Annotated in this window: 6 protein-coding genes and 1 pseudogene; 3 read left to right on the top strand and 4 right to left on the bottom strand. The window is 69.1% G+C overall.

What is annotated here, in order from left to right; translation table 11 throughout:
• Positions 1-81: 81 nt before the first annotated feature.
• The 3 genes from DLJ47_RS35105 to DLJ47_RS35115 all read right to left on the bottom strand — a co-directional run bounded on the left by DLJ47_RS35105 (position 82) and on the right by DLJ47_RS35115 (position 14,862).
• The gene (locus DLJ47_RS35105) at positions 82-6,210 is read right to left on the bottom strand and encodes a hypothetical protein (RefSeq protein ID WP_109906649.1); all 6,129 of its coding nucleotides are present in this window, start codon (positions 6,208-6,210) and stop codon (positions 82-84) included.
• Positions 6,211-6,379: 169 nt separating this feature from the next.
• Entirely contained in the window at positions 6,380-8,779 is a 2,400-nt protein-coding gene (locus DLJ47_RS35110) for a hypothetical protein (RefSeq protein ID WP_109906651.1), read from the bottom strand.
• On the bottom strand, positions 8,776-14,862 hold the full coding sequence (locus DLJ47_RS35115; RefSeq protein WP_233258189.1) for a DEAD/DEAH box helicase: 6,087 nt from the start codon (positions 14,860-14,862) through the stop codon (positions 8,776-8,778). Before DLJ47_RS35115 ends, DLJ47_RS35110 begins: the two co-directional genes overlap by 4 nt.
• Positions 14,863-15,877: 1,015 nt before the next feature.
• On the opposite strand from DLJ47_RS35115, the gene DLJ47_RS35120 reads away from it, so the two are divergent.
• From DLJ47_RS35120 to DLJ47_RS35130, 3 genes are read left to right on the top strand one after another with little or no spacing between them, the layout of a single operon-like run.
• A complete protein-coding gene (locus DLJ47_RS35120) occupies positions 15,878-16,990 on the top strand; it encodes a pPIWI_RE_Y domain-containing protein (protein ID WP_109906655.1) in 1,113 nt (370 codons plus the stop codon).
• Complete coding sequence (locus DLJ47_RS35125) at positions 16,987-20,331, top strand: pPIWI_RE_Z domain-containing protein (RefSeq protein ID WP_109906657.1); 3,345 nt, start codon at positions 16,987-16,989, stop codon at positions 20,329-20,331. Before DLJ47_RS35120 ends, DLJ47_RS35125 begins: the two co-directional genes overlap by 4 nt.
• Positions 20,332-22,896 carry a pPIWI_RE module domain-containing protein gene (locus DLJ47_RS35130; protein ID WP_109906659.1) on the top strand — a complete coding sequence of 855 codons (2,565 nt, stop codon included), beginning with the start codon at positions 20,332-20,334 and terminating at the stop codon, positions 22,894-22,896.
• Between the two features lie 73 nt (positions 22,897-22,969).
• On the opposite strand, the pseudogene DLJ47_RS35135 reads toward DLJ47_RS35130, so the two are convergent.
• Positions 22,970-24,017 (bottom strand): annotated as a pseudogene (locus tag DLJ47_RS35135) (tyrosine-type recombinase/integrase); the annotation flags it as partial.
• Between the last annotated feature and the right edge of the window lie 127 nt (positions 24,018-24,144).

Genomic DNA, 24,144 nt, shown 5'->3' on the forward strand with positions numbered 1-24,144 from the left:
ACGATGAAACCCAATGCTTCGGGCCAATGGTTCACCAAGCTGTTCCGGCGGCAGTCACGAACCCGCCGCCGGACCAGCCTGTCACTGCTGTCGCGCTTTCCTCCACGCCGCCGCGAACACCGGCTCCGGTTCCCACAGCCCGTCGTCGGGTCGCTCGACGAGCACGTCGAAGTACCGCAACGCCTCCACCGACCGGGCGCCGCCACATTCGGTTACCTCGAGCCAGGTGGCCAGGTCTTCGCTGCTCATCGGAGCGTTGTAGTCGAGCAGCGAGTCGAAAGCGGCCGCCAGCGTCGGGTTGTTCGCCAGTCCGACCTGGTCGACGAACACACTGGCGACTTCGGCGCTGTTGACCCTTGCTGCGGTGATCGCATCGCACACGCGTCGGGCGGTGCGTTCGGTGGCCGCGAGCCGTGCGGCGTCGTCGAGTAGCACCGTCCATCCGCCGGTGGCCTCCAGCAGAATCTTCTGGCTGGCCGCGTCACCGAAACACGAGATCTCGTTGTCGACGACCCACGACCGCAGCCCGCCCGGCGACAGCCGGCGCAGCACGATCACCCGGTCGGTGACCTCGCCCAGCGGCGGAGCGTCGTCCTTGGTGAACAGTTCGCTGACGCTGGCGTCGACGACCGCGACCAGGGAGCGGGTCACCCCGGCTGCCGGCAGCAGGGTGTCGACCTGGAGCAGTTCGTTGAGCGCGTTGTCGAGCCTGGTTGTCGACAGGTCGCTGAGCACGACTCGGTGCCGGTCACCGGGCGCCCCGCCGCGCAGTTCCCGCCGGTAGCCCGCTGGTCCCCTGGTCACATGCAGGGTGAATCGCGCCCCGATCATGTCCGCTTCCTCCGTCAGCCGTGCCGCGACCCGGTCGATCCCGGTCGCCTGGGTGCCGACGACCACCCACAGGTGGTTGCCCCGTTCGGTCAAGGTGGCCAGCTGCTTCTCGGTCACCGGCGAGATGCGGCCGTCCGTCAGCGTACGGCGGGCCTGCTCGGCCGACAGGGTGGTGACAACGTTACGCCATTCCAGCGCGCACAGCTCTTCCTCGATGGTCTCCGCGGTGCCGAGAAGACGCAGCACGTTGCTGGACCGCAGCCGCCACCGGCCGCCGGTTTCCGACAGGACCCCGAGGCCGCTCATCTCCGACAGCAGCGACCGGAACTCGTCGGCTCCCTGGTCGGCGAACCCTTCCGGCCACCACGCCAGGCACTCGTCCCGCAGCATGTTCGTGGGGATGGCGTGGTCGGCGCCTTTTTCCAGCGCGGAGAGGGCGACGACGAGCGCGATCAGCTTGTACCGCGAGTCGAGGTTGAGGGTTAGGTGCACCGTCTCACGGATCTTCTGTCGGACGGCGTTGGAGCCGATCACGCGTTCCAGGTCCTCGTCGCGGATGCGGTACCGCGGCCCTTCCAGGCCCCGTCGGCTCAACGCTTCCCGCACGAGCTCCTCGCCGACCATCTGCAGCAGCTTCGGCTGGTAGTTGCAGTAGGCGAGGACCCGGTGGATGAGCTCGTCGGAGTCGAAGGAGATGCCGAGGGTGTCCATCGGGGTGAACATCAGATCGTGCGCCGCGGCCGGTGTCAGCGGGCCGATGGCGATCGGGTCGCCGAAGTGCGCGCTGGCGAGCGGCTGGTTGGGTAGGTGCGCGAACCGCTGGACCTGGTGCAGGCCGGCGAACACTGGCTTGAAGTTGCGGTTCGTGGTCATCATCAGGTTACGCAGGCGGGTGGTGTGCTCGAACCCTGTCCGGGCGTCCGCGTCGAAGAACCCGTCGCATTCGTCGAGAAGCAGCAGCAGCCTGCGCTGGTTGTTGCTGCCAAGCCACGTGGTGATCGTCGTCTCGACGTACTGGGCGGCGTCGCGGGCCCGTTTGCGCGGCGAGGTGATACCCCGCTGGGCGAGCCGTTCGGCGATCATGTTCCACAGGTCGTCGATCTTGACCGTGGCGCCGAACCCGCCTGACAGCGGCAGATACACCGCGACCCGGTCCTGGTAGAGCTCGAACTGGCGGGCCGCGGCCTGCAGCAGCGCCGACTTGCCCAGCTGCCGGCCGCCGTAGAGCAGGTTCGCGCCGTACGGGTCGAGAATGCTCTTGCGTTCGTCGACACGGCCGAAGAACATCTCCCTGGGCAGCGCGTCGTGTCCGCTCGGGTGGTACGGGTTGGTCGCCGCGTACGGCAGCAGGATCCGTTCGGTCGTGGCGAACAGCCCGCCTCCGCGGGCGGCGAGGAACGCGATCGCGGCGTCGTCGACGACCATGACCGGCCGGTCGGCGCGGGCCGCGCACTCCTTGGCCAGGACCTTGCGGTGGTCGGCGGACATGCTGCCGAACAGCAAGACGAGGATCGGGTCGATGCTCTGGTCCTGCTCCACCCAGGTCAGCAGCGTGGCGGCGTCCTGCACGCCCCAGCACAGCATCACCTTCAGCAGGTCACCGGCGCGAGACCCGAACGCCGGAACCCGTGCCCCACCGGTCAGCTTGACGCCGGTGAGCTCGACCCATTTCCGGGTCGGGGCGTTACCGAGCTTGTACGGGGTCCTTTCGCCGGTGAACTCGACACCGGCCAGCCGCAGCGCATACCCGAGCACCGACTTCGTCCGCTGGTGGCGCAACGACTGCCGTTCCGTGGTCATCCGGTGCCACTGCTCGAGGCCCTCGACGGCGTTGGTCCGTTCAAAATCGTTGAGCCGGCTGAAGTCGAGGCCGTTGTGGGTGTCCCCGTCCCGGGCAGCCCGGATCAGCGCCGGGGTGACACCGTCGGTGGCGGCGCCGAGGACAGCGAGGAACTTTTCCAGGTCGGTCGAGCGGATGGTGCTGGGTGGCTCCTCTCCAGCGAGGATGTTGAGCAGGTACTCCTCGGCGGTGGCGAGGTCTCCGGTGTCGATGCGGGCGTTGATGAGCTCCGCGGCGTTGTCAGAGACCTTCGGGCCGGTGTTGTTGGCCGCCCGGCTGGCGGCCTCATTGAGCTCGATCGTGACACGGCTTCGCATCGCCTCCTGAGCCTTGCTGGCGTACTCGGGCAGACGGCCTGCGATGTCTTCGAGCTGGCGTCGGACCGCTCCCAGGTCGGTGCGCTTGGGGTTGGCTGCCTCCAGCTCGGCGATGACCCGGGAGTTGTCAGCGTGGCTGAGCTGTCCCAGCCGGGCGGCTTTCTCCACCTGCGTGGCGACATCCGCCCGCAACGCCCGCACCTCGTTCTGCGACCGGGCGATGCTGCCCTCGAGGCGGTCCACCATCTCCTCGACCCGCAGTGGGTCTGCGTCTGCGACCGCGTCGATGATGATCCGCGCCGCGCCGTAGTCCTCGATGGCAAGCCGGGCGTCGAACGCGGCCGCCCACGACGTCGCCACCGCTGACTCGATGTCGGTGATCGTCACCGGCCTGGCGGGGTTCAGTTTCGCGTCGACCGGCAGGGCCGGGCTGCGCAGCAGCTCCCGGTTGAGGACGATGTTCGGGTCCGGTTCGGTCCCGCTGAGACTGGTTCCGTCCAGCAGCTCGACACTGCGGGCGAGGCTTTCCCGGCAGGCAGCCGCCGCGGCGGCGAGGAGAACGTCGTCGCTGTTTCCCGCCGTGTCGCGCAGTTCGATGTCGGCGTCGACCCATCCGGCGCGGACCTCGTTGCGCAGCTCCGCCAGTTGCGGGGGCACCTGAAGGCTGTCTCGGGCCGCGTCCGGGTTCGCCCGGACCGCGTCGACCCAGGCGCCGACGGCGTCGAGGCATTCACGCGCGTGGTCGGTGAGGCGCCGACGAGCCGCACCTTCCAGCGGCCGGGAGTTTTTCGCCCGGATCTGGGCGTCTTCACGCATCAGGTCCTCGACGATCGCCTCCCGGCGAGCGAACTTGCGCAGCCGTTCGACGGCGACGTCGATGTCGACGCGACGGTCGTGGGCGGCGATGTCGAGCACCTGGCCGATGAGCCCGTCGGCAGACCACCAGCGGTCGGCGATCTGCTGCGCGCGGGCGAACCGCACGGTCCGCAGCCGGTCGCGTGCCTGGGCGGCGGCCTCGACGGCGGTGGCGATGCTCTGGTCGGCTCCTGCGATCGGTGCGAGCGCGGCGAGGATCGCGCTGCTGGACAGCAGGCCGCGGGCGGAGGCGGTGCCGATCGCGCCGGCGACCCGGGTCAGGTGCGGCAGTTCGTGCAGAGAGCCGACCAGGCCCTCCAGGATCGTGCCGGCGTTCGGGTCGGCGGTCACCAGCGCCCCGCGGACGGCGGCGGCGAGCAGCGCCAGCTGGGAGGCGCGGTCGCCGTCGAAGTGGTGTACGTGGAGCGCGTCGAGGTCGGCGCGCAGCATGGCCGAAGTGGCGCCGCTTTCGCTGCGGACCGCTTCGGACAGCGTGAGCATGCGCAGCGCCTGGGCGCGGGTGGCGTTCCCCCGGGCGGTCGCGGCGTGGAACGCCAGACAGTAGCGCCGTCTGCGTAGCAGCGACGCCATGAGGCTGTCGTCCGCGGCGTCGTCGGGTTTCCGCAGTGCGCCAGCTGGCCGATGCTGCTCAGACGGCGCCTTCGGCTGCAGACTGATCAGGTCGGCTCCGTCGCTGGGCTGGTCACCGGGCCCGTCCTGCGCCGCCGCCTCGGCGGCGGCGCGGGGCTCGATCGCCTCCGCCCTTGTGGCCGCACCAGTGCCGTTGTCTCGTGTGCTCACGGGGTCGTCATGACCGCAGCCGTTGGCCGTGACCGGCGCGACGCTGCCGGCGGTGCCGTCCGGGGCGGCCGGCGATTCGTTGACAGCGATGCCGTCGGAGACGGCGGGCGCACCGGTCGGCGGGGCGGTCGCTACCGCTACGGCGAAGGTGGTCCGGGCCTCTGACGCCAGCGCGTCCACGCTCTCGGCGGGATCGTCTTGGCGGGCGGCGGCGTTGTGTGCGCCGGTGGTGTCGTCGGTCCTGGCGGTCAGTTTTCCCATGAGTGCGACGACCAGCACCGGGCCGAGCTCCGTGGGCAGGTGCTGCTGCGCGGTGGAGTACAGGTGTGTCGCCTGCGCGATGTCGTCGGCTTCGGCGGCGTCGATGATCTGCAGCAGGGTGATGAGCGCGGTGACGTGGTTGCGCTGGTCGTCGTCCCAGCAGTCGGTGTCGAGGAGTTGCTGGGCGAGCTGTCGGACGCCGGCCAGCATGTCGGCGCTCGTGTCGGGTCCGGACAGGTGCGTCAACCGGGTCAACTGTTTGCGTGCTGTGCGGTCTTTGTCCTGTACGGCTGAGGCACGGTCGAGCGCGGCGGCGAGTTCGGCGCAGTCGTCACCGAAGTCGGGGTCCACGCCGAGGCCGGCGAGGACGGCCCGGGCATGCGTAACGACCGTGCCCAGCTCGGCGACCCGGTCGAGCAGGTGCTGATCGGGCAGCTTTGACGCGGCGAGAGCGTCGAATATCTGCTGGGTGGCATCGTGGGCGGTGTCGACGGTGGTACGCAACCGGACGGCGAGTTCCGCGACGGTCGTGTCCGCGGCCGGGCCCCCTTCGACGTCGGCGTCCGCCACTGCGGTGATGACGTCTGGTCGGTGAGCGCCGGTTTCAGTGGGACCGTGGTGGCTGGCGGCTAACCCTACGGTGGTTTCGCTGCTGTCTGGCATGTCTGCCCCGTCTTCTGTTTCTGTGTCCGAACCGGGGTCGCTGATCGCGTCGGCTCCCAGCACTTCCAGGCGGGCGCAGGCGGCGGCGATGTCGTTGACCACCTCCGCAGGCCAGGTCGGCAGGGCCAGTCCGCTGGTGAGCGCGAGCCGCAGTGCGGCGACGACCTGTGGCAGGTCGTACCAGAACACGAGAACCATCAGCCGGACGGCGTTGGCCTGGCTGGCGTCGTCGACCAGCGCCTTGCGCAACGCGTCGTCATCGCGGTCGGTCAGCCACGCGTCGAGTGGTTCCATCAGCCGCCGCAGGACCGGCCGGGTGATGGTGCGTGCCGCCCGTCTGCGGTCTGCGGTGGTCCAGGTACGTAGCTTGGCCAACCCGTTGGCGGCCGCGATCGGGACGGGTTTCCTCGCCGATGGCACACGCAGGTGGCTCAGGAAGTCGGTGCGCTCCGGGTTGGGGATGCGCCAGACGAGGTCGGAGAACTCCTCCGGGGTCAAGACCTTGAATGCCGCCTCCAGCGCGTCGTTGAGACGCTCGAGCTGGGCGGCGAGTTCGGCCTTCGCGGTGTATCCCTGCCGCTCTTCGTCGTCGGTGGCCTCGGCGGCCAGCTCGGCGAACCCTTCCGAGGTGCAGATCAGCACCGGTGTGTGACGGTGACGGTGCCGCAGGCGACCACTCATCTGGGGGTGTGACTCCTATCCGCGGAGGGCTGTGTGCTGAAAACGGTGCTGGCGGCCGGTGGACGGGCGAGACGTCAGTAGAACAAGCGGGTATGACATCGACGACGTCGGCGAGGGGACGTCGTCGATGTCATGTCAGCGGTAGCCACAACGGACCCGGATCACTTCCCCTGCGGTGTCCTTTGACGAAGGTGAACCCGTCGGGCAGTCTCGTGTCGGCGTGCTGGCCCCATACTCTCCGGACGTGCCGGGCATAGTTCTCCTTCGCCTGGTCGCTGGCGCGGTACCCGCTCGGAAGCGCCCGGCAGTTGGGCGGCACCCAATGCTCGCGGGTGCGCTCCCGCAGCGCCGCGTGCCGCTGTTGCGCCGCGGCGTAGTCGGCGTGCTGGCGGGCCGACTGGCTGGGCCACCATACGAACGTGTCCGGTCCACCGCTTCCCGGCTTGTCGGGACGTCCCGGATTCGGTTCACGGGTGAGCTTGCCGGCGTCCACAAGACGCTCACAGGTGTAGATCACCTGCCACATCAGCGGCGGGTTGTCGAAGTCTGCGCCGAACATGACGCCGAGCAATTGTTTGCCGGTCAGCCTGCGGGAGCCGAACGTGCCCTCAGTGCCGTGACGGCGAAACGCGGCGAGGATCAGCCGCCGCAGCGGGTCGATCCCCTGGTATTTCGCCGGCACCGTCGGCGGTGCCGGTTCGTCGTCTGCGTCCGGCTTGGTGCCGTCAGTCTCCTCGGGTGCCGGGTCGGGGTCGAGGTCGATTGCGAGGGCGGTGGCAAGCAGTCGATGGTCGGCGTCCCAGCGGAACTCGTCACCGTAGGGCAGCGGCCGTTCGAGCAACGTCGTCGTAGCGGCCAGTCTGCGGGCGCCGCGGGCGAGCGAGACCATGACCTTGATCCCCGGGTAGAACGACAGCGGCCAGGCGACAACGGTCAGCGCCCCGTCGCCGTGTTCGACCGTATGGATCCTCTCGTCGTCGGAGAGGTCGTCGCCGTCGTGGTGCAGTTCGATGACGAGGGCGCCGTCGGCGAGCATGGCGGCGATCCGGTCAGGTACCGGCAGGGTGTCGTTGTCGAGGTGGATTGGTCGCAGCGCGACGGTGTACACGGCGATGTTGTCGTCGAGGTGTTCGACAACGACCTCGTCTCCGGCGGGTCCTTCTGTCTCGGTGTCGTCCGGTTCCGGGTCGGTCGTGCCGGGGTCCGGACCGGGTTCCCGCTGATCCATGCAGGTGCCGGTGATCGCTTCGGTGTCGTCAGTCGGCTGCTGGATTTCGGCCGGATCGGTTGCGCCGGTACCGTCATCGGTGCTCTGGGACGGCGGCTGTGACTGGTGGTAGCCGAGCCCGAGGGGTCGTAGCGGGTCGACGTCGCGCAGGTCCGCTGGGACCGGGGACGGTTGCGCCAGCCACACGCCGCCCACCTGCCACAGGTCGTCGACGCGCAGGTGGACTCCGTTCGGTTGCAACCCGTTGACGGCTGCCGTGGCGTGGTCGGCGACGGCGAGGTTGGCGTGCACGACCGCTTCGGCGGCCGCGGTGAGCTCGAACGGGTCGACGTCGACGTCTTCCGGGTCGGTGGCGAAGACCTCGTCGACTCTGCCAGCCAGCCACGGCCATACACCGGTGAACCGTGGTCCGGTCCCTGACCGTGCGATGGTGTGGACCAGGTCGTCGAGGTCTTCCCCGCCCAGCAGGCCGGGGTCTTCCCGCCGGTGGTGGTACCGGTCGACCGGGGTGGCGTAGCCGCCCCATCGACGCAGGTGCGGTGCGACGTCCAGCAGTTTGTCGATCGTGTGCAGCGCCGTCTGCAACGCTACGGCGAGGGTGTCGTCGTCGTGCGGGTCGATCAGCAGACCGCCGAGCGGTCCACCTACCAGTAGTGGTTTGCCGGCGGTGAGCAGATGCTGGGCGTACAGGGCGATGTCGTCGAGGCCGGCCAGCCGAGGACCGGGGTAGCAGACCTGTCCTGTCAGGTGTCCACGCTCGTCGAGGAGCACACCACGCTGGCGCAGCCGGTGAAGTTCGGTGCGTTCCCGGGGTGTGAGTGGTGCGCCGAACGCTTCCGGGTCGACGATCACGCGTTCCGACCGGCAGCCGGTGTCGTCGAGGACCGCCGGTGCTCCGGACAGGCGTGCAGGAACCCACCCATCCGGGTGGACGCCGTCGGCGGCACCGAAGCGGGCGACGACCTCTGCCCACAGCGACTGCTGACCCCGTTCGATGCGCACGAACGTACCGACGGGCAGCGCCGGCTGCGTCGCGGCATCGGTGGTCAGCCGCACAAACAGTTCGGGGTCGAGGACGGCGGCCTGGTAACCGCGGGCCTGCAGGTCGAAGCCGAAGTGAAGCGCGTTGAACGCGGTGGTGGTGTGCAGCGGCGCCCGGCGAACGTGGGCGACCTGCTCGAGGTAGGCGATGATGGTCGCGCGTACCGCGCCGGGGATGTCGTCGACGTCGCGTAGCAGGTCGTCGGTGAACAGCGGTTCGTCGTGGAACGGTCGCCATGTCGGTGTCGCGGTCATCGTCATCGGGCGGCTCCTGCCTGCCGCGCCGCGGCGCGGGCGTTGTCACGGTCGACGTGTCGGCGAAGCCGCCAGACCCGGCCGCCGTCTGTCAGGGCCGCCTCGCCGGCGGCTTCAAGCCGGGCGAGCGCGTCGGTGACGTGGGTGAGCTTCATGCCGGGGTCGACGCCGCGCAGCCGGTGGTAGAGCAGCTGCGGCCACAGCGGTCGCAGCCGACCGGAGCGGCTGTCGCGGTAGGCTTCGTCGCCGCGCAGGACCCGGTGCAGCATCCCGGCGGTCAGGCCGTGGAAGTTGTCCCACAGCAGCGCCCGCAGGTAACGGTCGACCGCCGCCTGGTATGGCGCGCCGTCACGGTCGGCGGCCGGCCGCGGCCGCGGGGTGTTCAACGCGTTCAGCAGCACCGGTGTCGGTGTGGTGTCGGCGCTCGACGACCAGCAGGTGGAGCAGCGGCACGCGGCGGTGCTGCAGGTGCCGTCGGGTACCGACTGCCCAGGCTGACCGAAGTAGTCGGCGAAGCCGACGTTGGCGCACTGGGCCTGCTCGGCGTACCAGTCCCGCAGCGCAGTGAGCTCGGTGTTCAACCGGGCCCGGTGGGCGTTCATCCGGGTGGCGAAGTCAGCGGGCAGCCGGCCGGTCCGGTCGAGCATCCGCACCGAGACCAGGGTCTGGGTGTTGCCGGCCTGGGAGACGTCGACGACGCCGAGGTCGTGCAGGGTCGCCAGCAGCGCCCAAGTGCCGGCGACGTCGTCGGCGAGGCCGTCGTAGCCGGTCACGGCTGCGGCGAGCTGTTGGTGGACGTCGGTGAGCTGGTGACGTCCCGGCCGGGTCGCGGCGAGCTGCTGCACGACCGCAGCCGCGTCGGCGAGGGTGTCGTCGCAGCGGATCGGATCGTCGAGCGGGGTCAGCGTGACCGTCGCCGGGAAGTCGCCGCAGTCGTCGACCGTTCCGGCCGCGTCGAGGGCGGCGAGCGCCCGGATCACCGCGGTGCGGTACATCGTCATCGTCGCCGGTTTGCGGGCGTCGTCGAGCGACATCCACCCGGCGTCGATTTCCTCGCCGATGACGATGTCGGCGACATGGTCGGGGTTGAGCACTCCGCTGCCCCGGGCGGCGGCCACGACTGCGTTCCCGATGCGCTGCAAGGTCGGGTTCGCCAGACCTTGCGAGATCATCCAGGCGACGTTCCGGAAACCACGGCCGGTGCCTAGGGCGAGCCCGTACGACGGTGCGGTGATCTCCGCGGGGTCACAGCCGGCCTGGTCACGGCCGGCGCGGCCGAGTTGCTGGTACAGCCCGGCGAGGTCGGTGGGTGGGGAGACCACGAACACGCAGCGGATGTCGCCACGGTTGACCCCGAGACCGAATGCGCTGGTCGCCACTATCAGCAGCGGAACGTACCCCTCCTCCCCGTTCTTGGGCGCGTCGCGGAACTCGGTGAGGACCGCCGCTTTCTCCGCCTCCGACAGCCGGCCGTGGAAACGGCGCACCCGCCGGGTTTCGCCCTCTCCCACGAACTCGCGCAGGTGCGCGTACAGCGTGTCGACCTCCCGGACGGTCAGGCAGTAGAAGATCGCATGGTCGTCGCAGGCGGAGGTGACCGCTTCGGCGAGCCCAGCGACGACGTTCGGACCGGCGGCCCGGAACGTCCGCCGGTAGATCGCAAGTTCCGGCCGTAGCGGGTCCGCGGTGACGGTGACAAGAGGTTCACCGGCGGACGGGGTCTCGGGCAGACCGAACAGGCCGCTGCGCAGCCCGGCGCGCACCCCACGGTTGGCGGTGGCGGTGACCGCGGTGACCCGGACGCCGTGCCGGTCGCGCAGCTCAGTCAGCAGACCGGCGGCGCGGCGGAAGCTGGGGCGGAAGTCGTCGCCCCATTGCACGAACGTGTGAGCCTCGTCGACGGCGACCCGCCGCAGCTGCCCGTTGGCCGCCCCGGTGCGCAGCAGCTGCTGGAACCGCCGGTTGCCCAGTCGTTCCGGGGAAATGTAGACCAACTTGATGCCGTGGTCGTGGACACCGGTGAGCTGTTCAGCGACCTCGGTCTTGCCGCGGCGGCTGTTGGACTCGGCCATCGGCCCGACGAGGGCACGGACGGCGCCGCCGACGCTGGCGTTGAGTTCAAGGGCCTGGTCGGCCATCAACGCCACGAGCGGTGACACGACGACGGTGACGCCGGTCAACGCAAGCGCGGGCAGCTGGAACGTGTAGGACTTGCCGAAACCGGTCGGCAGCAGCGCGAGCACGTCAGCCTTGTCGGCGACCGCGCGGATCACCTGCTCCTGCTGGTCGCGCAGCTGCAGTGGGACGTCGGAGAACCGCAGGTACCCGGCGATCTGGGAGCAGCGTTCGACGAGCAGGTCACCGAGTTTACCTTCGGCACGGGCGGTGGTTTCGGTGTCGCCGTCGATGCGGGCGGCGAGAATCTTGCGGGTGGCCGGCAGCAGGGTGTGTTCAGCGAGCGCGTCAGCGGTGCACAGCTCGTCGGCCCGCGCGGCAGTGATCTTTCCGCAGTCGGCGAGGAACCGCCAGATCCGCTCCCAGCCGTCAGCCATCGTCGTCAGGTTCCCACCGGCGGCCTCCCCCGTGTCGGGGTCGGCGACCAGCAGCCCGGGGTCGAGCGACTCTAGGAACACCCGCCGGTAGCTTCGCCGTAGCGCGGTCTGGCCGGCGAGTTTGCGGTCGCTGATGATCACGACACCGCGGTGGTGGGCTGACCGGATCAGGCGGCCGACGGCCTGCCGCAGATCCATCGCCGCTAAGGGCAGGTAGTACGACTCGGTCGCGACCCGGTCCGGATCCGGATGGCCGGTGTCAGCGGCCCGGCGGGCGACCGCGGCGCGGCGGGCGGCGACGACCGGGTCGGCGAACGGCGCGAATGGCAGCTTGTTGATCCACACCAGCGACAGCCGCTCGGCGGGAAAGTCGACCCCCTGCCACATCCCGCGGGTCGCGACGCAGAACCCTCCGGTTTCGGTGAACGCCCGCGCCGCCCGCGCGTTGCCGAGGATCGGGGCGACCGCAACCGGGACGTCCGGCGCGACCGCGGGCAGTTCGGCGAGCAGCCGTTCGGAGATCGCCGACGCCGCCCGTGTCGACGTGGTCAGCACCAGCGCACCACCGGTGAACACACCGGTGGCCGCGCTGCCGTCATCACCGGCGGTTTCCGGGCGGATTACCTCTCGGGCGTAGCCGGTGAGGTGGTGGGCGACGGTGCGGACCGCACCGTCGGCCTGCTCCGCCCAGCTGGGGAAGTCGGTCAGACACACCAGTCTCGCCTGGGAGGCGAGGTCGAACGGGCCGGGCAAGTAGTGGGCGTCGACGTCGGATCCCAGTCCGAGCCGACTGCGGATGTAGTCCCATCGGCCGGACACCTGCAGCGTCGCCGACACGTAGAAGATCCGGTCGAACCTCGACCGGGCGAGCCTCCACTGCGGGTCGTGGGCCAGTTCGATCGGCGCGGACGTCACGGTGAACGCGTACCGGCGGGCGGAGACACTCAGGCCTTCCAGCTCCAGTTCGGTGGCGAACACGACCCAGTTCGACACCACCGGCGCCGATCCGGAGTCGTCCGGCATGAGGTCCGGCCCAGCGTCGTCAGCGCCGACCTCGCCGAGGCGCTCCTCGAGCGGGTCCACCGGCGCTTCGGTCTCCCCCGACTCATCGTCGTCGACGCCCGGAGCGTCGTCCCCACCGCTGCCGGCAGGTTGGTCGGCTGGCGTGCCCGGCTGCCCGGCAGCGTTCCCTGCGTCGGGGCGGGGAGGGTCGAGGATGGCATGGGCATCGGTGGCGATCTGGTCGGCTGCCTCGGCCAGACTGCACACCCTGCTGGCCAGTGACGCCGCCCGTTCCCGTTCCCACCACGACGCCGCCTGCATCTGCTCCGATCCGAGGTGACCGGACAGTTGCCGGTAGACGAGCCCGGCGACGACGGCGAGGCGTTCCACCCGGGCGAGCAGCTGCCGCGCCGAGGCGCTGCCGCCGAGCCCACCGAACGGGCTCGCCAGGGTCGCCGCGCGGTTGCCCGGCTCTCCGCCGGCGGCGTCGAACACCGCCTGCGCGGCCCGTGGCATCACCTCGGTGTCGAGCATCGCCTCCAGGTCGGCGATCTGCTCCCCCAGCGCTGCCGGTGCCCCGCGCTGGCTGGCAAACCAGCGACGCAGCTCGGCGACGAGGTTCTCCACCGCCCGATAGTCCACCTCGGCGCTCGCGGCTCCTGTCGCGGCGTGTTCGAGGGAGTGCGCCTCGTCGACGACGAGCAGGGTGTCGTCGGCGAACGCGTCCGGGTTGCTCAGCAGCAGCGCATGGTTGGCGACGACGAGGCGATGGTTGGCCAGCGCTTCGCCGACGGTGTCGGTCATGTGGGCAAGCGGCGACGCGGAGCCGGGCCCGTAGTCGTCGGACTCCTGGCTCACGCTGGCCAGCCACAACGCCATCAGCGGGCCGGCTGTCGTCGAGATGTACTCGGCGAGGAAGATCGGAATGTCGGCGGTGTCGACACTTCGTGCCACCCACGCCTGCTGCGCCGACGTCGCGGTGGCCAGCCGCTGGACCAGGTACACCAGCAGCTCCCGGTAGCCCGGGTGAGCGGCGAACCGGTTCCGGCGATCCCGGTGGCTTGCTCCGGCGGCCGCGGCGACCGCGTCGGTGAGCGCGGCGACGAGTGCCCGCAGTGACAGCCGGTTGCGTGTACCTTTCACCAGGTCGGCGACGTCGTCGAGGCCGGGCACGACCATGGCGAGCCGGGTGATGTCGGCGGCCAGCTGGGTCTGCAGCTGTTTGGTGAACGTCGCCAGGACCACCCGTCGGCGGGAGTTGCTGGCGAGCCAGCCGAGGGCGGTGGCGAGAACCGCGAGGCTCTTACCGGTTCCCGTCGGCGCTTCACACAGCGCATCCCGGCCAGCGTCGACCTGGCGCGCCAGGAGTTCGGCCATATGCTGCTGCGCCGGCCGGCGTTCGACCGAACCGTGCGCGGCCACCAAGGCGAGTGCGTGCGGGTCCACGTGACCGGTGCGGTCGAACAGTCGCTCCGGCACCGTCAGGTTCTCCGGGACGGCTCGGCCACGCCGGGTTGGTTCCCGCAGGTCGCCGCTGCCGAGCACGTCCGCGAGCACCTGGGCGACCGAGCCGTCGTCCGCGGCCGGCCGACCAGATGGTGCGGATAGCAGCGACGTGAGCAGGTCCCAAGCAGGTGACCCGGCACCGGCGGCGAGCAGCAGATCCCGCAACGGCCCGTCCCAGCCTGAGACGGTGTCCGCGGCGTGCCGCAGCAGCCGGGCTGTCAGGTCGGCATCGTCTGCGGCGTCGTGCCAGCTCAGCCCGGACCGACCGACACCTACCTCGTCGGCGAGCTCCGCCAGGCGATGGGAACGGGCGGTCGGCCAGACCGCGTGGGCGAGGTACAACGCGTCGGCTCGGCGCAGCGCGCCGAACGGTGGCTGCTCGGCGCGGGTGGCCGCATCGTCGAGCATCGGAAAGTCGGCGCCGGTGCCGTTGTAGGCCACGAGGACGTTCGCGGCCGCCAAGTACTCCCGCAGATCGTGCAGCGCCTGCTCGACAGGGATCGCGCGTGCGGCGTACTGGTCACGGACGGACGCGGACCGCAGCTGCTCTTCCCAGTCAACGTCTGGCAGCCGCACCCAGGCGGTGAAGCGTGGCGCCTCGTCGACCCAGCGCCGTTCCGACGACAACCGCACCGCACCGATCTGGTAGATGCGCCGGTCCCCGTCGGGGTGATCCGCAGTGGGACGCACAACAGCTTCGACGTCGACGACGACAGCCCGGGGAACCTGCGCAGTTACCGCCGATCGATGCCCGGAAGGGATTGGCGTTGCGGGCGCGTCGGCTGCCCTGAGGATGCCGTTGTCGTCCTGGATGAGCCCAGCGCCCAGTGCCGAAGCGACGATCCTCAGAAGTCGCGCCTGCGTCATCGCCGGCCAGCGCTGCCGCGCGGCCTCGAGGACCTGGCCGCTGTTACAGGGTCCGATGTCCGAGATGAGCCGCGCGAGTTGCTGCTCGCGGCTAACTGCTCCGTCCGTTGTGCCGTCCCTTCCGCCCGTTAGGCACACCGCCCCGGCGTGCGGCGCTGACACCTGCTCGTCTATCGCACGTTCCGAATCGTCTTATCAACCCTGCATGCGACTGCCATCGCGGCCGATCAACTCCTGCAGGGCACCTAGTACGAGCAGCCGCCGTTGGAGATGTTGCTGGTGAGGTGGGGTGAACGCGAGGCGGCCGCCGTGTAAACGCCTTTGCGTTGTGGACACATTTTCAGATCTGGCGGTGGCCGTATGGACCCGACCGGACGCGGGCACGCCCGTTGGACCTACCGATGGAAGGCCACACTCAACGCCTTCGACATCACCCTCATCGACCGCGTCAGCGCCAGCCGCCGCTAGACCACACCGGACAGACAACTACCAGAAACCAGTAGTTGCACCGAAAACCGGATAGACCACCCCCTGACATCCGCAGCGACTGATGTGCCGCCGATCGCGATGAGTGCGTACTGTAACGAGACTGCAGGGCTCGCAGGGAGGGGTCGCAGGACCGAAGTTGTGTCGGGAAGAAGACAAACGGGACGTACGCACCGCCGAGGAACCGCAAGCGGCCGGCTCGAGACACGTCGACGTCCTACAAGGATCGCCTCGTGGCATCCATCTACCTGCAGACGCACTTCGGGACGATCCGCGACGTGAACGACCCGGCCCCGTCATCGGGGGACCTGGCTCCCGACCGGACACCGCGAACCCGGCTCGACAAATCGGCCATCCCGACAGCCACGGATGACCAAGCCGGGACTTCGGTCTGGTTACCGACAGCAATTTGCATTGCTTTGAGACGCAGTCGCCCCTCTCGAAGTCAGTACTTCAATCGCGGTTCAAGCTCCCTCTGAGCAGGCAGCACAAATGCCAGTTGCAGCTCAAGACGGAGTTGACCTTTGGGATCGGGCGAGGACTCCAATCGCACGCGCGAGCACGCGGGGCTACATACGCCGCCTAATACGAAGGCGCTTCGCACGTTGTAGGGCTGCGCGGTTGTCATACCGATGCGGTCCAATGGAACCCACCCCGCCTTGCCTACGTCTCTCTCACGCGGAGTGCACATATGATCGAACCACCTTCAGACCCGTCATGGCTGCCCACTCCGCAGGTTGCTGTTGCGCAGCTCGCCAGCGGGATCCTAAAGTACGCCCAGCAGACCGCATCGGGTGACGCGTTCCGGCTGCCGTACCCGGCAAACCTGCAGCTCGCGCTGGACCGGCTGACCCTGCTCGCCTGGCATCAGGGCGCGCCCGCGCCGGCCAGCGTGGTGGAGCTGCTTCAGCTTGTACAGGAGCCGTTCGGCGACTGGAAGATCGACCTCACCGGCACCGACGTCGATCCTGACGAGGCGCTGCTCATCTATGGCCGCCCGACGGCGGCCTGCGAGGAACTTGGCAGCCTCCGTGGGGATGTCGAAGGCGAGATCCGCGAGAACGCGCTGTTGCGGGCGGTCATGGACAAGTCCCGGACCCACAACGCACCGCAGTCCTACATCGCGTTCCGCGAGCTCCTGATCCGACAGCCGGCGCTCGCGGCGATGGAACTCGACGCACGGCTGGCCGATCCAAACCTGGCGCTGCTGGCGAACGAGGTGCGGCAGGCGTACGTGGAGGCGCCGCCGGAGGCGATGGCGGACGGAGTGATCCGGACCTGTGGCGGATGCGGCGGTCTTCGATTGCCACTGGATGACGACCGGACCTGGTTCTGCGAGGACGAGACATGTCCGGCGCCCGGCACGGCAGGGGCGGAACACCCGGCCAGCGAGGGCGTGTGGTGGTTGCGGCGTGAGCTGCGCACCTTCATCACCGCACCGGGTCGTGCGGAGCTGCGCATCGCCGACGCGATCGGGAAGCTTGGCGTGCCGGTTGCGTTGTGGCCGGACTTCGACGCGTGCGACATCGCGGTCTTCGAGGAACGGCCTTGGGTCGCCGACATCAAGGCCTGGCGCAACCCGGTACGGCTGGCCCGGCGGCTGCGGGAGCGGTTGTTCACCGTGCCGCCGGAGGCGGAGAGGGCCTACGTCGTCATCGGTCAGGAGCAGGTCAAGGCACATCCGCGGTACGTGGCGCGGCTGCGGAAGGCGTGCCCCCAGGTGCGGCCGGGACAGCGAATCGTGGCGGTCTCCGAGGCGGAGTTCGTCGGTGCCGTGAAGCGGCGGGCGGAGGCGGAGGCATGAGGCAGATCAACACCATCCGCAACCGCTTTACCCGCGCCCTCCGCGGCCACTACACCCCGACCGGGGACCAGCCGCCGCCGTCGCGGCTGATGGACACCGAACTGTGCCTGTATCTGCTGGAAACAGTCGCCGCCGATCAGTCCGCCAGCGGGGTACCCGCGTTGCTCGATGGCTACCGGGCGCTGTGGGACGCGGTGCCGAGCCCGCCAGCCGACGCGAGGGTCCGTCTCGCCAACGCGCGGTCGCTGCTGTGGCGCAGCCAGCGCCCCTACGGGTGGGACGAGTTGCTGCGGGCTTACCTGTCCGCTCCTGAGGCGGTGCGGGGTTACCACTTGGACCCGCTCGGCCGACCGGTACGCCGGCAGTGCAGCGTGGCAGCCGACAGGTGGGACTGGTACGAGCAGCTACTCACCGAGCCCCTGCCCTTCGCCACCACCGGCGTCCGGTTCGCCGCGCCCGGCCGATACCGCATGAGCTCCACGGCGCGTGGTCACGGCGTGACCGTGCCGGACAACCTTCCACCCGCGCCGGCTCCGGCTCTGCATGACCTGGCCGTCCGGAAACGGGCACCGATCGAGGTCACGTGGCAGGAGTTGGTGGAGACCGCCCGAGGTATGGACGCCGCCGATCTGCAGGCCGGACGTTCCTCTCACCGATGGGAGGAGCGTCTGCAGGACGTCACGCTGCAGGTCCGGCTGGTCGATGATACCTTCGGCGACGCCACGACCCTTCACATCGACCGGATCCTGCACATGGTCGGCATGGTCAGCGTCGGCAAGAGCACCCTCGTCACGATCCTGGCGGCCTGGGCCGCGCAGCATGACCTCCAGGTGACGATCGTGGTCGGCGACAACTCGGCAGCACTACGCATGGCGCACGAGCTGTCCCGCTACGACGGCGTGGTGGCGGCACCGGTCATGGGGCAGAACCGAACCCGGCATGCGGAGCGGCTGCATCGGCTCCAGCCGCCGGCGCCTGGCCGGCTTCTGCCCTCCGAGCCGTACGGGTTCGACCTGGTCAGCACGGCCTGCCCGCTCGATGCCGTCCGGGGCGCCCCCATCCCCTTGGAGGTGCGCGAGGCGCCTTGCCAGCACCTGATCGAGACGGATCCGGACGCTCCCGTGGATGGCTGGCGGGACGGGGCCCGGCGAACCTGTCCCCTGTGGTACCGATGCCAGCGGCATGAGGCTGCGCGCCAGCTGGTCACGGCGAACGTGTGGATCGCGACGCCGTGGAGTCTTGTGCACACCCCTGTGCCCGGACCGTTGACCCACGAGCAGATGCGGTACCTGGAGGCGGCGTGGCGGCGCAGCGACCTGATCCTCGTCGACGAGGCCGACCAGGTGCAGGCAAACCTCGATGAGATGTTCGCCAGCGCCCAGGTGCTGCTTGGCTCGAGCCAGGAAGCGTGGATCGACGAGATCGGGGCGCGGGTGGCGGAGAAGCTGCGCGCGACCGGCCGCGCACCGGTCAGTTCCCGACAAATCCGCCGGTTCACCACGGCACTGAACCAAGCCCGTTCCGCAGCCGACATCATCTACCAGTTGCTGCAACGGGACCGGGTTCGGGCCGGCAAGCCGGTATTGAACTGGCTCGACCCCGACTACTTCACGGCTTGGACGCTGTTCAACAGCCTTGCCAAGGACTGGGCCGGCTACACCGCCGCGAAGGGTCGCAGGCCGGACCCCGGCTGGGACGACGATGAGCTCTACAAGTTGCTGCGCGAGCAGTTCAACGCGTTCATCGACGACCCGACGGGAGCATCCGGCGAGGTAGCCGGAGGTCTAGCCACCTTGGCCGAGGCGCAACTATCCGACACGGAAGAGGAGACGCGGGAGGACGCCGTCCGTCAGTGGCTGACCGAGCTGAGCGATCAAGAGCTGGTCGAAGGTAGGAAGATCGCACCGGCGGAGTTCGACCGCAACGTGTGGCGGCTGGAGCTGGCCATCGCCGTAGCGGTGATGGCACACCGGCTCAACCTGATGCTCGCAATCTGGCCGGAAGTCGCGGCCGAACTGGACATGTTCGACACGCTTCCGGCAGAGGTACGCCGCCCGCCCAGCGACCTCGCCGTCGCGGTGCCCGAGTCCCCGATGGGCAACGTGCTGGGCTTCCAGTACGTCGAAGACGAGACTGACCGCCGCGATGGCCAGCTGGGCGAGTTCCGATTCTTCCGCTACACCGGCGTGGGGCGGGCCCTGCTGGTCGGCCTGCCAGACCTGTTTCCCGCCGACGGGCCGGGCCCGAACGTACTGCTGTTGTCCGGGACAAGCTGGGCCGGCACCTCACCTCGCTACCACATCGACGTGCCGGTCGAGGCGATCCTGCGCCCGTCACCGCAGAAACTCGCGGCCATCTCCGAGACCACGTTCACCCTGGACATCCAGCACCGAGGCGAACGGAGTACACCGATCTGGGTTTCCGGCCGCTACGGGGAGGAGCGCGCCAGCGCCCTGCGACAGATGGTCGCCGCCCTGACCCAGCCCGGCGCGGGCCGCGGCCAGCCGAACCGCCTGGAGCGGGAACGCGCCACCCTGCCGCCCGGCCGACAGAAGATCATGCTGCTGGTCGGCAGCTACGCCGAGGCCCGCACCGTCACCAACGAGCTGCTTCGGCGCAAGTCCTCCTGGAAGGGGCAAGTCCGCTGCCTCATCGGCGACGACGAGCTTGAGACCGGCTGGGACGACGGCCACTTGCTGCGCCGCGGCGATGTCGCGGACTTCGGCACCGACGACGCGTGGCTACTGGTCGCCCCCATCCTGGCCGTCGAGCGCGGGCACAACATCCTCAACAACGACGGCGTGGCCGCCATCGGCGCCGCGTTCTTCCTGGTACGTCCCCACCCACGGCCGAAGGATCTCAGCTACGTCACCCAGCGGATCAACCAATACGCCCTCGAACAACTACGCCCGCACCCGCTCGACAACGACTGCCCGGCACACGAACGCCTCGTAGGTGCCGGCAGCCAACGACGCCGAGCCGCGCAGCGTCAATGGCGACGATTGCTTCACGCCCTGGTCGCCTACAGCCAGCTCGGCACGGACGAACGCCAACGCGTGGCCTGGACCCAACTCGTAACCATCTGGCAGGTCGTGGGCCGGCTCCTACGCGGCGGCCAAGCCGCGAAGGTCTACTTCTGCGACGCCGCCTTCGCACCGGTCACCGCCCGCAGGAGCGACACCGACACCGACCTCGACGATGCCAGCACCAGCCTGCTGCACGGCATGCGCGAGGTGCTCAACCCGTACTTCGAACCCACCGGCGCCAACACCGATCGGCACCTGGTCCAGGCGCTCTACCAGCCCCTGTACCGCGCCCTCACCAACATGGGAGACCGCTGAATGGCACCCCGCTACGACAACCTCGCTGTCACCGTCCTGCGTCTCGACACCGCAGTTCCGATCGAGCGCACCTACCACCTCATGCGGTTCCCTGGCCGCTGGAAGGAGCCGCTGCGCCGGCTCGCCCAGGCGCAGCGCGGCGGCGAGGTCGCCAGCATCCCGATCGCCTCACTCAACGACGCGATCACCGCCCTCGTCCCCGACTGCGTCATCACGCTTCCGTCCGCCGGACGTGGCGACGACGACCAGGACTGGCTGCTCGCATACCGCGAGGTAAACCCGGCAGCCATCTTCAACCTGGTCGCAGCGTGGGTACGCGCGCAGAAGGGCACACCGGAGCAGATCTCAATAACCCTGTCTCAGCTGCACGCCAGCCACCTCACCTGGTCGCCGGTTCACCTCAACCTGACCGCGCAAGAAGAACGGCAGCGAGCCATGCGCCTGCTCCCGATGGAGATCGCGGCGACGTTGTCCCGCCCGGACGCGACTTGCCCGCACAACGAGTTGCGCTTTCTGCGCTGCCCGAGCGCCAACGGCGCCGAGGTCATGTCCTGGCCCCCGGAACGGATCGAGGACCAGACCCCGTTCTCGGTCAAGATCGGCGTTACCGCGCAGACCCTGCCCACCAGCGATGAGCTGCTGGTTTATCTGTCGTACGGCGTGCGGCGCTGGATGCCCATTCGAGGCAAGCTTGCGTTCGACCACGGCCACTCGGTGTACCTTGCGCCGACCGTGCCGTACCTGGCCGGCTTGGAGAACTCCCGTCACTTCGGCACGGCGCGGATCAAGCGAGCCAAGGTGACGGAGAAGGACGGCACGAGCAGCTATGGGCCACGCTGGGACGACGCCCTCGCGAGGGTACTGAAGGAGGTGGGCTGCCTCGACCGCCTGCCCGACCCGCAGCAGCTGGTCGACAAGCCACTCGACTACCTACAGCGCCATGGCGACGCAGCTGCGCTGGTCTACAGCACTGGCATGCTCCCGGCCGAGAAGGTCAGCGCCGGGCTGTCGGTCGCCGACCGCCAGCCGCTGATGGACTGGGTCACCAACGAGCTCAGCCCACACCTCCGTCCGGCCGCGCCGCTCTCCCGCGAAAAGTGCACCGTGTACAAAGGCCTCGGTGGCATCAGCGAGAGCCGGGTTCCGGCCACCTATCTCAGCGAGATCGTCGGGCCGCGCCTGGACATCGAGTTGCTCACCGACAGCGACCGAGCCACGCAATACGCCCTCGACCGACTCGCCATCCGTCTCGGTGTCCCGATGCCCCGTGCCGAGCAGCTCGATGAGGCCGGGGCACAGATCGACCTTGGTGCGGTAACCGTCGGGATTAGGCGGCTAGCGGCGCCGACGATCCGCGCCGACCTTGACCGGGCCGGACGCCGGCCCCAGGCGGCCGTGGAGGCCCGCATCGAGCACATCGCCGACGCGCTCGGCCAGGCGGCCAACCCGACAATCACCTTGGTCGAGATTGCCGGCCCCGATGCCTTTGAGCGGCGACGCGGCGACGACCCCAAGTTCGCCATTCGGCACGGACTGCTGCGGACGGGACGGCTCAGCCAGTTCGTCACCCCGGTTGCCGACCCGAAGCGACCCCCGCGCAGAGAGTCGTCCGACCCGAACCGAGAACGATTCGCCGCAGCCGTCGATGACCTGTTCCGACAGCTCGGCGTACGCCCCGAGCCGCTGCCTGAACCGGCGCGAGACACCCTGCTCAGGCAGCCTTCCCTCCTGGCGATCTGGATGATTCGCCAGAACAAGGGACGTGTCTGGGGGCTCGCGCGGCAGGTCCCGGTCGCCGTGCTCGTCGACCCCACCGGTCAACATGTGCAGGTCCGCGCGCCCAAGGTGCCCTGGCAGCCTCTGCACACCGGGCTGCTCGAAATCGGCAAGCAGTACGTCAACGTGGACCTCAAGTGCGGCCCCGACGACGTCGTCCGCTTCGCCAAGGATGTCATCGATGAGGCCACCGGCGCATTCCCCGACACCCTGCTGCTCACCCATGCACAGAACCTGCGCGGCGTCTGGAACACCCTCACCAACAGCCGCATCCAGCTCGACAGCCTCGGCTTCGGTGCCGGCGAGCCTCAGCCGATCAGCAAGCTGTCCGGCCTGCGCCATGTGCGCGTTCGCACCGCCGAGGGCGGCGAGACACCGGAGTGCTACGGCGTAACCGATGACGAGACAGGCCAACCCAAGGGCCTGTGGCGATTCCTGGTCCATCGGGTGTACGGCAGCACCACGGGCAAGCCCAGCACGCACTCCGGGGCGTTGAAAGGCGTATCGAAGCTGATCCCCGGCGAGCACAACGGCAAGCTCACTGCCCCGAAGCCGAAGGCCCAGGTATGGAACCCACAGTTCATCGAACTACTCGTGGCGGGAATCCAGGACGGCGACCAGCCCGAGCACTGGACGGCGCTGGCGCACGAGCTACGGGATGCAGCACCGTACGTACGGGGCACCACCGTCCTGCCGTGGCCGCTTCACCTCGCGGAGCAGATCGAGGAGTACCTTTTGCCAACCAAGATCGCTGACCTCGATTCGCAAGGGGTTCTGGGGGACGAGTAGGAAGCGTGGCCTCCCTGGACCTGTCTGGGTGAGGGAGGCCACGCCGGTAGCGTCTTCCGCTTGGCACGGCTTGCTACGCCGGCTGCGCTCCGTCACGCCGCCGTCGGGGCACCGCAGCCGCTGTTGCCTCGGCAGCGGGCGTGGGAGAGCTCGGGGAGGACATCACCGTAGAACTTGGCGGTGAAGTGGGGATTGGAGTGCCGGAGCCGACTGGAGATGACCTTCATCTGGACGCCAGCAGCCAGGCCCATGGTCGCAGCGCCGTGGCGGAGGTCGTGGAGCCGGATAGGTGGAAGCCCGGCCTGGCTGACGAGGTGGTGGAAGTGGTCGGTGACGTCGGCGGGGTGAAGCCGACCACCGGTGGGGGTGGTGAAGACAAGGCCGGTCTTGGTCCAAGCGGCGCCAGCGGCGAGGTGTTCACGGTGTTGGCGGGTGCGGTGGCCGCGTAGGACCTTGACGGTTTCGGCGTCGAGGGCGACTGCGGCCTCGCTGTCGCTGGTTTTCGGGGTGTCGATGGCGGTGGCCCAGCCATGTTGGACAAGTTGCCAGCGGACGGTGAGGGTGTGGGCGTCGAGGTCGAGGTCGTCCCAGTGCAGGCCGCAGGCTTCGCCCCGCCGGAGGCCGGTAAAGGTGATCAGGTGGTAAAGGGCGTAGAGCCGGTCGCCAGCGTCGTGGGTGTGGTCGAGGAACTTCCCGGTTTGTTCGGGGGTCCAGATCATGACGAGGCTGGGGATCTTGCCGGTGTCGCGCCACGTCTTGACTCGTTGGTCGGTCCAGACGGTCGGCTTGGGTGGCCGTGCTGGGCACAGCTCGACCATCAGGGCGGGGTTGATATCGATGAGCCGGCGGCGGCGCATCGCATCGTTGAGCGCCTTCCGGAGCGTGGCGTGGATGCGATGCTGGCTGGCCGGGCCGACGGTGCGCTGGCCTTTGACTTGGTCGCGTTTGGCGGGGTCGCGGCTGGCGCGCAGGGTGGTGATGGTGGTGTTGCGTTCGTCGATGGCGTCGTACATGGCGTCGATGTGGCCGGGGCGGAGTCGGTCGATGCGCAGGTGGCCTAGGTACGGGATCAGGTACAGCCGGATGTGCCCTTCGTAGGAGCGCAGGGTGCCTTTCTTGATCCCGGGTTCCGCAGTTTGTGGTCAAACGATCATCGGAATCTGGGCGTTGAGCAGCGAAGATTGATGCATGTCTAGAGAGAGTCGTGTGTCCACGCCCTTGGCATGTTCTTTGATCTTGGTTATGTGG

Origin of the sequence: Micromonospora sp. S4605, assembly GCF_003176715.1 — a bacterium.
GTDB lineage: Bacteria > Actinomycetota > Actinomycetes > Mycobacteriales > Micromonosporaceae > Micromonospora > Micromonospora echinaurantiaca.